Origin of the sequence: Mesorhizobium sp. M0898, from assembly GCF_040319695.1 — a bacterium.
Classification (GTDB): Bacteria; Pseudomonadota; Alphaproteobacteria; order Rhizobiales; family Rhizobiaceae; genus Mesorhizobium.
The window spans coordinates 91,869-101,456 of record NZ_JAMYOE010000022.1 but is presented as its reverse complement, the minus strand read 5'-3'; the positions used below and the strand labels follow the sequence as shown (position 1 = coordinate 101,456).

Here is a 9,588-nt window from a genome sequence, read left to right as displayed (position 1 = left end):
CGACCTCAACCTCGTCGAGAGATAGCATGGAGCACTGTTCGCGATGTCCTCGCACACCTGTTCGCGATGTCTCCGGTCCAAACAGGGGGGAGATCGGACTTCACGTCAGCCTTCGCCAATCCTTCATCGCCGCAGGAATGAGCGAGACGCTGGGTCTGCCAATCTCCCCCCTTGAGGGGGAGATGTCCGGCAGGACAGAGGGGGGCGCGAAGGATCACTCCGGTCAAAATCACTGTGCCGCGGAACTCGCTTCCGGGGGGACGCGCAGCCACAGCGCTTTTTCGCCGAGGCTGCCAACCATGCCTGCGTGTGCTGCGCGCTCGGCATCGGTCAGGCGCGACGGCAAGGCGATCGGCCGCACACCGATCGAAATATCGATGTCGTCGACATTCTGCCTGCCGCCCGCCGGAGTCAGGATGCTGTCGAGGATAAGGCTTGCCTGCTTGCCGCCGATGAGCTCGATATAGACCTCGGCCAGCAATTCCGAATCGAGCAGCGCGCCGTGCTTGGTGCGGCGGCCGTTGTCGATGCCGTAGCGGCGGCAGAGCGCGTCGAGCGAATTGGGGCCCATCGGATGCTTGCGGCGCGCCAGCGCCAGCGTGTCGACGATCCGTCCCGGATCGATGGCCGGATGGCCAAGCCGGCCGAATTCGAGATTGAGGAAGCCGATGTCGAAGCCGGCATTGTGCGCGACCAGTTTGGCGCCGTCGATGAAGGCCAGAAACTCCTCGGCGATCTCCATGAAAGTCGGCTTGCCCTGAAGATCGGCGGCGCTGATGCCGTGCACGGCCTGCGCCTCGTGATGGATCTGGCGGCCTTGCGGGTTGATGTATTTGTGGAAGGTTCGGCCGGTCGGGAAGCGGTTGACCAGCTCGACGCCGCCAAGCTCGATGACGCGGTCCTCGCGCGTGTCGAGGCCGGTGGTTTCCGTATCGAAGATGATCTCACGCATCGAATCAGTCCACTGGTGCCGGCATCATTCTAGCCGAATCACACCAGGAACAAAATGGCAACAAGTAATGTGGGTCTGCAAGCCTCTTAACCAGGCCTGGCTGCCTTATCCACGACTAGTTCGGCGATGATGGCCTTGACGGCCGCGCGAGTGGCGTCAAAGCCCTGACCGGTGTCGATGACAAAGTCGGCGCGCCGGCGCTTTTCGGTGTCGGGAACCTGCCTGGCCAGGATCGACGCCAGTTTCTCCTCGTTCATGCCCGGCCGCGCCAGCACGCGGGCGCGCTGGACTTCGGGCGGCGCGGTGACGACCACGACCTTGTCGACGCGGTTGCGGCCGCCGGTCTCGAACAGCAGCGGTATATCGAGCACGGCAAGCGGCGCGCCGGCGGCACGATGTTCAGCCAGGAAGGCATCGGCGTCGGCACGGACCAGCGGATGGATGATCGCTTCCAGCCGTTTCAGCGCGGCGGCGTCGCCGAGCACCCGCTCCGCCAGTGCCGCGCGGTCGACCGCACCGGATCGGGTGGTGCCGGGAAAGGCCGCCTCGACCAAGGGCGCGGCCTTGCCGGCATAAAGGCGATGCACCGCCTCGTCGGAATCATGGACCGGCACACCGGCCTCGGCGAACATCTTGGCCGCGGTCGATTTGCCCATGCCGATCGATCCGGTGAGGCCGAGCACGATCATTTTATCGCGCCGATATCGGCAGTAATTATTTGCCGCAGTTCGGCGGTGACTTCTGGCCTGATGCCGAACCACCGCTCGAAGCCGGGCACCGCCTGGTGCAGCAGCATGCCGAGCCCATCGACGGTTCTCAGGCCGCGCGCTTTGGCGGTAGCAAGCAGCGGCGTCTCCAGCGGCACGTAGACGATGTCGGTGACGATGGCGCGGTCCGGCAGTCTGCCTGGATCCGCGGACAGGCCTTCATTGCCATGCATGCCGAGCGCTGTCGTGTTGACCAGCAGGCCGGCATCTTCGAGCAATTCGCCGGTCGCCGCGAGGTTGTGGGCGGAAACGCCGGCACCGAAGCGGTCGCGCAGCTCCTGCGCCCTCGCAAGCGTCCGGTTGACGATGCGGATGTCGCTGACGCCGCGCTGCTTCAGCGCATGGATGACCGCGCGAGCGGCGCCGCCGGCACCGAGCACCACGGCGGGGCCGTTGGCCGCCCAGCCCGGTGCATATTCGTCCAGATTGGCGGCAAAGCCATGGGCATCGGTGTTGCCGCCGCACAATTCGCCATTCTCGAACCACAGTGTATTGACCGCACCGATCTGTTCGGCGTCGGCGTCACGCCGCTTGGCCAAAGCGAAGGCGGCTTCCTTGTGCGGGATGGTGACGTTGCCGCCGCGATAGCCTTGTGCCTGCAGCGTCTGCAGGAATTCGGCAAAGGCCTCCGGTGCAACGTCGATGGCCTCGTAGACGCCGTCGATGCCGTATTTCGCCAGCCAGTGGCCGTGGATCTTCGGAGACCTGGAATGCGCGATCGGGTGGCCGGTGACGAAGGCTTTTTTCGGGGCCTCAGCCATCGATCGCCCCGAACTCACGCAGCTTGGCCAGCACCGGCAAAAGTGGCAAGCCGACAATAGTAAAATAGTCGCCTTCGATTTTTTCGAACAGCTGGATGCCTTCGCCTTCGATCTGGTAAGCGCCGACGCTGGACAACGCTTTGGCGCCGACGCGCGCCAGATGGCGGCCGATGAAGGCCGGATCGAGCTTGCGCATGGTCAGGCTGGCGATGCCGACATGCCGCCACAGAACCTGGCCGTCACGGCCGAGCACGACGGCGCTGTTGAGATGATGCGTCTTGCCCGACAGCGCCAGCAGATGACGGCGCGCCCCTTCCATGTCGGCCGGCTTGTGGAACAGCTCGTCGCCGAGCGACAGCGTCTGGTCGCAGCCGAGCACCAGGGCGCCGGGCTTGCGCTCACTGACGTCGGTGGCCTTGGCTTCGGCGAGCACCAGGGCGACGTCCTCCGGCGACACGCCAGTATTCTGCAGCGGCGCCTCGAGCGCGCGCTCATCGACAGAGGCCGGAACCGCTTCGACAGTGACGCCGGCATTGACGAGCAGCGCCTTGCGGAACGGGCTGCCCGAGGCAAGGATGATTTTTTCAGCCATTTTTTCACCCGGTTCCTGACACTAGGGTGTGTCGAGATTCAGGTCAGGCCGAGCCGAAAACGGCGGCTTCCGAGAACCGGAGCGGAGCGTACTTTTCGTACGTGAGCACCGGAAGCGCAGGAAACCGCCGTTTGCAGGCCGGCATCACCTGAATATCACACGCCCTACCGCGTCTTGCCGCGCAGGGCAACGATGGCCGCCGCCGTCTCCTCGATCGAACGGCGGCTGACGTCGATCATCGGCCAGCCGTGCCGCGTGCATATCTGGCGGGCATAGGCGAGCTCTTCGGCGATCGCGGCACGGTCGACATAGTCGGTCGGTTCGTAGGCGCTGGTGCCGAGAATGCGGTTCTGCCGGACCTGCGAGATCCGTTCGGCGGTGGCGACCAGGCCGACGATCAGCGGCCTCGTGGCATTGACCAGGCTTTCGGGCACCGGAACGCCGAGCACGATCGGGATGTTGGCGGTCTTGATGCCGCGATTGGCGAGATAGATGCTGGTCGGCGTCTTCGAGGTGCGGGAGATGCCGACGAGCACGATGTCGGCATCATCCATATTGGCCGGCAGCTGGCCATCGTCATGCTCCATGGTGAAGTTGAGCGCGTCGATGCGGCGGAAATATTCGGCGTCCAGCACATGCTGGGCACCGACGCGGCGGCCGGCCGGCGTGCCGAGATAGGACTGGAACACCGTCAGCACCGGTTCCAGCACCGAGACGCAAGGCAGGCCCATGGCCGCGCAGCGTTCGTCGATGCCGCGGGCAAGCTTCTGGTCGACCACCGTATAGAGGATGATGCCCGGCTCCTCCTCGATATCCTCAAACACCTTCGTCACCTGCTTTTCGGTGCGGATGAGCGGGTAGATATGTTCGATGGCGCGCGCGTCCTTGTATTGCGCGGAAGCCGCGCGGCCGGCGGCCAGCAGCGTTTCGCCGGTGGCGTCGGAAATCAGGTGAAGGTGAAAGAAGCTCTGCGGTTTGTTCACAGGATACATTCCAGGCTGTGGGCCGATGTGGATAAGCCGGGCGGGAAACCGGCCACCGCAAAGCGACTGTATCAGATGGCGGTTTGTCCACAATTCGATGTGCTGTCGGCTTCTCCGGGCGGTTGGGGACAAGTCCGGGGACGGAGCTTTTTGCCTTCGCTTCATCCACAGGGGCAATTTCCCTGGCCTGGCGGCAACGCATTGACTCCAGTCGTAAATTCCCGACTTTCCACAAAGTCCTGCAATCCCGTTGGAGAAGCGCGCGACAATATGCTGGCTGGTCTTTTCGAGGGCAAAGCGGGACAGGAGACAACCACCACAACCAACAGACTCTTAGAATCATAAGATTCCTAAAAATAGAATATTTAATTATAGGGAAGCCTGGAAAGGCGAGCGCTCAATGCCTCAAGACCGGATCGTGCTGGACGTGTTGAGAGGCAAGGCGGCGTTTCCGCCACCGCTCTGGATGATGCGCCAGGCCGGCCGCTATCTGCCGGAATACCGGGAGACGAGGAGACGGGCCGGATCCTTCCTCGATCTTTGCTACGACCCGGATCTCGCCGTCGAAGTGACGCTGCAGCCGATCGAACGCTTCGGCTTCGATGCATCGATCCTGTTTTCCGATATTCTTGTCGTGCCGCATGCGCTCGGCCGCGACGTGCGCTTCGAGGAAGGACGCGGCCCGCTGCTGACGCCGATCACGGCTGCGGAAATTGCGGCTCTCGACGGCGAAACGTTTCACGTGAATCTCGAGCCGGTCTACGAGACGGTGCGGCGGTTGCGCGCCAGACTGCCTGATGAAACGACGCTGATCGGCTTCTGCGGTGCGCCGTGGACGGTGGCGACCTACATGATTGCCGGCCACGGTACGCACGACCAGGCGCCGGCCAGGCTGTTCGGCTATCGCGAACCGACGGCGTTTCTTAGGCTACTGAAGGTGCTGGCCGATCATTCGGCTGCCTATCTGATCCGCCAGATCGAGGCCGGCGCCGACGTGGTGCAGATCTTCGATTCGTGGTCAGGCGTGCTCGACGAAGCGTCTTTCGAATTGTTCTGCGTCGAGCCGGTGGCCTCGATCGTCCGGCAAGTGAAGGCTGCCCATCCCAATGTTCCGGTCATCGGCTTTCCCAAGGGCGCGGGAGATCACTATCGAAGCTATCGCCAGAAGACCGGCGTGACCGGGCTGGGCCTCGACTGGACCGTGCCGTTGTCGAGCGCGAAGGAATTGCAGCGTGACGGCGCCGTGCAGGGCAATCTCGATCCGCTGCGGCTTGTAGCCGGCGGCAAAGCGCTTGCCGACGGCGTGGGGGCGATCCTGAAGGCGCTGGGCGACGGGCCACTGATCTTCAACCTCGGCCACGGCATCACGCCGGAGACGCCGCTGGCGCATGTCGAGCAGATGGTGAAACTGGTGCGGAGCGCATCGTGACGATGATGGGCGCAGACAATGCGAACGGCACCAACACCGGTAAGGGCGCGATGCGCCGCGCGGCAATCGCGATCGTCATTTTCCTGGTGCTGGCCGGGCTGCTGTTGCTGTTCGGGCCCGATGATTTCTATCCCTGGGCGAAGGCGATCCATGTGATTGCCGTCATCTCCTGGATGGCTGGCATGCTCTATCTGCCGCGCTTGCTGGTCTATCATGCCGATGCCGAAAAAGGCTCCGTCCAGTCGGAGACTTTCAAGGTGATGGAGCGCCGCCTGCTGCGCGGCATCATCAATCCGGCAATGGTGATCACCTGGGCATTCGGCCTGTGGCTCGCCTGGAAAGGCTTTGGTTTTCAAGGCGGCTGGCTGCATGCCAAGATCGCTGCGGTGGTGGGCCTGTCGGCCGTGCATGGCTATCTCGCCGGCGCCGTCCGCAAATTTGCCGAAGACCGCAATGAAAAATCGGCAAGGCACTGGCGGATCGTCAATGAGATCCCTACATTGCTGATGATCGTCATCGTCGTCCTGGTAATCGTGAAACCGTTCTGACGTCTTCGGTTGCCCGCAAAAGGCGGCTTGCTCTTTCAACCGACCGACGATAAAAGACGGGTCTTCCTTCCCGTCATGCGCCGCCCATTTGTCGCTTCGGCCGCGCCCGGCATTTGTCGCATCCCGCCGATATTTTTCCCAAAGCTTACTCAGAGTCCGTCTAATGATGCAAGAAATGAAGCTCACAGAGTTCAAGAACAAGAAACCGCCAGAGCTGATCGCTTATGCGGAATCGCTCGAGGTCGAGAATGCCAGCGTCATGCGCAAGCAGGAGCTGATGTTCGCGATCCTGAAGAGGCTGGCGACCCAGGATATCGAGATCATCGGCGACGGCGTCGTCGAAGTGCTGCAGGACGGCTTTGGCTTCCTGCGCTCCGCCAATGCCAACTATCTGCCGGGTCCCGACGACATCTATATTTCACCGTCGCAGATCCGGCGGTTCTCGCTGAAGACCGGCGATACGGTCGAAGGGCCGATCCGCAGCCCGAAAGAGGGCGAGCGCTATTTCGCGCTGCTCAAGGTCAACACGATCAATTTCGACGACCCGGAAAAAATCCGCCACAAGATCCATTTCGACAATCTGACGCCGCTTTATCCGACCTCGCGGCTGAAGATGGAGATGGAGGTTCCGACCTCGAAGGACATTTCGGCGCGCGTCATCGACCTGGTGGCGCCGCTCGGCAAGGGCCAGCGCGCCCTGATCGTGGCGCAGCCGCGCACCGGCAAGACGGTGCTGCTGCAGAACATCGCCCATTCGATCACCACCAACCATCCGGAATGCTATTTGATCGTGCTTCTGATCGACGAGCGGCCGGAGGAAGTCACCGACATGCAGCGCTCGGTGAAGGGCGAGGTGGTGTCCTCGACCTTCGACGAGCCGGCGGTGCGCCACGTCCAGGTTGCCGAAATGGTCATCGAGAAGGCCAAGCGCCTGGTCGAGCACGGCCGTGACGTCGTCATCCTGCTGGATTCGATCACCCGCCTCGGCCGCGCCTACAACACCGTCGTGCCGTCATCCGGCAAGGTGCTGACCGGTGGTGTCGACGCCAACGCGCTGCAGCGGCCGAAGCGCTTCTTCGGTGCTGCCCGCAACATCGAGGAAGGCGGCTCGCTGACCATCATCGCCACGGCGTTGATCGATACCGGCAGCCGCATGGACGAGGTCATCTTCGAAGAGTTCAAGGGCACCGGCAATTCGGAAATCGTGCTCGACCGCAAGGTGGCGGACAAGCGCATCTATCCGGCCATGGACATCCTCAAATCCGGCACCCGCAAGGAGGACCTGCTGGTTCCGCGCCAGGACCTGCAGAAGATCTTCGTGCTGCGCCGCATCCTGGCGCCGATGGGAACGACCGACGCCATCGAGTTCCTTATCGACAAGCTCAAGCAGACCAAGACCAACGCGGATTTCTTCGATTCGATGAATACGTAAAGGGGGCAAGGCGCTGTCCCGCCGGCGTTCCGGTTCTGTGCACCTCGACCTATCGACGGCGCAACTGCCGCTCGAGTTCCTCAGCGTCGGTTATCACCGGCAGGCAGACCTGCCCCGTGCAGAGCCAGGCGCCGGGCTCGGCCGTTGGCGGCAGGACGCCGCCTGGCAAGGCCGGCAGATTTGTCGCCGAGCCAACAGGCACGACGATGTCCACCCGGCGCGGGTCTGGATTTCGATTCGCAACCGGAGCAAGCCTTAGAGTCTCGGGTCTATCCACGATCACCAGCTTCAGCGGTTCAAGCGCCAAGGCACAGGCATTGACTATACCCGCCTGGCCATAGCCCTGGTGCTCCGCCCGCCCGCCCGCGTGCTCTGCGACTGTCCAGGCTTTTTCCCAGAGATCGAGATCGCCCGAAAGCGACGACAATCGGACCAGAGCCTCGATGATCTGGCCGGTAGCGGAAGGAATGGCTTCGTCGACATCGCCGCGGATGCGGATCGGCACATCCGCGCTGTCGGACGCGGTCAGATAGTAGCCGGTCTTGTCGCTGTCCCGGTGCCAAAGATCGAGTTGCTCAATGAAGTTCCCGGCGCGATCGATGTAGCCGGGATTGCCGGTCGCCTCGAACAGTGAGATGGCGGCGTTGGCCATGGCGGCATAGTCGCTCGACAGAGCCGGAAACAGCTTCTTTGCGCCGAGCATCGAATGCGGCAGGCGGCCGTCACGTCCGGCAGCCGCAATTGCGCCAAAGGCCGTTGCCGCCGCTTCGATCCAGTCGGATCGGCCAAGCGACCGTCCGGCCTCGGCAAGGGCTGCGATCATCAAGCCGTTCCAGTCGGTCAGGGCCTTGCCGTCACGCCCGGGCCGCACGCGCTGTTCCCTCGCTGCCAGCAGCCTTTGCTTGAGCGGAACCAGAAGGTCACGATCGATGACGCTCTGCGCCTGTTGAGCATCAGTCTGGCAAATGATCGGCTTGCCTTCCCAACCATGCGGGTCGGCAAGCGTGAAGTATTTGAAAAACAATGCTGAATCGTCGCCAAGGGCTGCTTCTAGCTCATCCCTGCTCCAGGTGTAGAACAACCCCTCCTCGCCCTCGCTATCGGCATCAAGGCTGGCGGCGAAGGCATCGCCCTCGACTCGCATTTCGCGCAACAGCCAGGCAATGGTCTCTTCGATTCGCAGCCGGAACAATTCCTCGCCGGTTGACGCATAGGCCCAATTGCACAAGCGGATGAGCTGGGCATTGTCGTAGAGCATTTTTTCGAAATGCGGGACCAGCCATTCGGCGTCGGTCGAGTAGCGGCTGAGTCCGCCGCCAATATGGTCATAGATGCCACCGGCCAGCATCTTTTCGAGGCTGAGGAGAACGGCGTCGCGGTGCGATGCGGTGCCGTCGCGCAGCCAGGTCAGCCAGAGGCTCTGCATGAACGGCGCGTTGGGGAATTTCGGCGCGCCGCGCAGACCGCCCAAATCGCGGTCGATCATGCCGTCAATGCCATTGGCGAGGTTCGCCAGCATGCCGCGGTCGAGCACGGCCTTGCCATGGCTGCCCGCCAGCCGCGTCTCGACATGCGTGGTCAGGCCGTCGGCACTCTGGTTAACGCTTTCTTTCTTCTCCCGCCAAGCCTTGTCAACCGCCTCCAGCACCTGGACGAAACCCGGCCGGCCGTAGCGGGCTTCGCGCGGAAAGTAAGTGCCACCCCAGAACGGCTTGCCGTCCGGGGTCAGGAACATGGTCAGCGGCCAGCCGCCCTGCTCGCCCATCGAGGACAGCGCCGCCATGTAGATCTGGTCGATGTCGGGGCGCTCCTCGCGGTCGACCTTGATATTGACGAAGAGACGGTTCATGACGGCGGCGACGTCGTCGTTCTCGAAGCTCTCATGCGCCATGACGTGGCACCAATGGCACGCGGCGTAGCCGACAGAGAGCAGGATCGGACGCTGCAGCACCTTTGCTTCGGCCAGAGCGGCGGGCGACCATGGCCGCCAGTGCACGGGATTGCCGCTGTGCTGCTGCAGATAGGGGCTGGCCTCTTCGGCAAGCAGGTTTTGTGCAGGCAATGTCACGGCACTACTCGATGCGGATTGAACAGGCATAGCTAGGGCGCTTCGGCAGAGCGGGC

General features: G+C 63.0%; 9 protein-coding genes. 3 read left to right on the top strand and 6 right to left on the bottom strand.

Features of this window, described 5'->3' with window-relative positions:
- Window positions 1–229: 229 nt before the first annotated feature.
- The 5 genes from dnaQ to NKH90_RS21580 all read right to left on the bottom strand — a co-directional run bounded on the left by dnaQ (window position 230) and on the right by NKH90_RS21580 (window position 4,055).
- Window positions 230–952 (bottom strand): DNA polymerase III subunit epsilon, encoded by a 723-nt coding sequence (gene dnaQ / locus NKH90_RS21600; protein ID WP_352473994.1) that lies wholly within the window; start codon window positions 950–952, stop codon window positions 230–232.
- An 86-nt stretch (window positions 953–1,038) separates the two neighbouring features.
- Entirely contained in the window at window positions 1,039–1,641 is a 603-nt protein-coding gene (gene coaE / locus NKH90_RS21595) for a dephospho-CoA kinase (protein WP_352473995.1), read from the bottom strand.
- Window positions 1,638–2,480 (bottom strand): shikimate dehydrogenase, encoded by an 843-nt coding sequence (locus tag NKH90_RS21590; protein WP_352473996.1) that lies wholly within the window; start codon window positions 2,478–2,480, stop codon window positions 1,638–1,640. The genes coaE and NKH90_RS21590 overlap by 4 nt, the downstream gene beginning before the upstream one ends.
- On the bottom strand, window positions 2,473–3,072 hold the full coding sequence (locus NKH90_RS21585; protein ID WP_352473997.1) for a Maf-like protein: 600 nt from the start codon (window positions 3,070–3,072) through the stop codon (window positions 2,473–2,475). The genes NKH90_RS21590 and NKH90_RS21585 overlap by 8 nt, the downstream gene beginning before the upstream one ends.
- Before the next feature lie 164 nt (window positions 3,073–3,236).
- Window positions 3,237–4,055, bottom strand: a complete 819-nt coding sequence (locus NKH90_RS21580) for a pyruvate, water dikinase regulatory protein (protein ID WP_254817949.1) — start codon at window positions 4,053–4,055, stop codon at window positions 3,237–3,239.
- A gap of 400 nt (window positions 4,056–4,455) precedes the next feature.
- Between NKH90_RS21580 and hemE the strand changes: the two genes are divergently transcribed.
- The 3 genes from hemE to rho all read left to right on the top strand — a co-directional run bounded on the left by hemE (window position 4,456) and on the right by rho (window position 7,464).
- Complete coding sequence (hemE, locus tag NKH90_RS21575; protein ID WP_352820776.1) at window positions 4,456–5,484, top strand: uroporphyrinogen decarboxylase; 1,029 nt, start codon at window positions 4,456–4,458, stop codon at window positions 5,482–5,484.
- 2 nt (window positions 5,485–5,486) lie between these two features.
- The gene (gene hemJ / locus NKH90_RS21570) at window positions 5,487–6,032 is read left to right on the top strand and encodes a protoporphyrinogen oxidase HemJ (protein ID WP_502893764.1); all 546 of its coding nucleotides are present in this window, start codon (window positions 5,487–5,489) and stop codon (window positions 6,030–6,032) included.
- A gap of 166 nt (window positions 6,033–6,198) precedes the next feature.
- A complete protein-coding gene (gene rho, locus NKH90_RS21565) occupies window positions 6,199–7,464 on the top strand; it encodes a transcription termination factor Rho (protein ID WP_023675925.1) in 1,266 nt (421 codons plus the stop codon).
- A gap of 49 nt (window positions 7,465–7,513) precedes the next feature.
- Here rho and NKH90_RS21560 read toward each other — a convergent pair whose 3' ends face one another.
- Window positions 7,514–9,532, bottom strand: coding sequence for a thioredoxin domain-containing protein (locus tag NKH90_RS21560; protein ID WP_352820774.1), 2,019 nt, complete (start codon window positions 9,530–9,532; stop codon window positions 7,514–7,516).
- Window positions 9,533–9,588: the final 56 nt, after the last annotated feature.

Bases quoted from the DNA above. Each gene is read 5' to 3' on its own strand.
- dnaQ (WP_352473994.1), bottom strand. From the start codon at position 952: ATGCGTGAGATCATCTTCGATACGGAAACCACCGGCCTCGACACGCGC.
- coaE (WP_352473995.1), bottom strand. From the start codon at position 1,641: ATGATCGTGCTCGGCCTCACCGGATCGATCGGCATGGGCAAATCGACC.
- NKH90_RS21590 (WP_352473996.1), bottom strand. From the start codon at position 2,480: ATGGCTGAGGCCCCGAAAAAAGCCTTCGTCACCGGCCACCCGATCGCG.
- NKH90_RS21585 (WP_352473997.1), bottom strand. From the start codon at position 3,072: ATGGCTGAAAAAATCATCCTTGCCTCGGGCAGCCCGTTCCGCAAGGCG.
- hemE (WP_352820776.1), top strand. From the start codon at position 4,456: ATGCCTCAAGACCGGATCGTGCTGGACGTGTTGAGAGGCAAGGCGGCG.
- hemJ (WP_502893764.1), top strand. From the start codon at position 5,487: ATGATGGGCGCAGACAATGCGAACGGCACCAACACCGGTAAGGGCGCG.
- rho (WP_023675925.1), top strand. From the start codon at position 6,199: ATGCAAGAAATGAAGCTCACAGAGTTCAAGAACAAGAAACCGCCAGAG.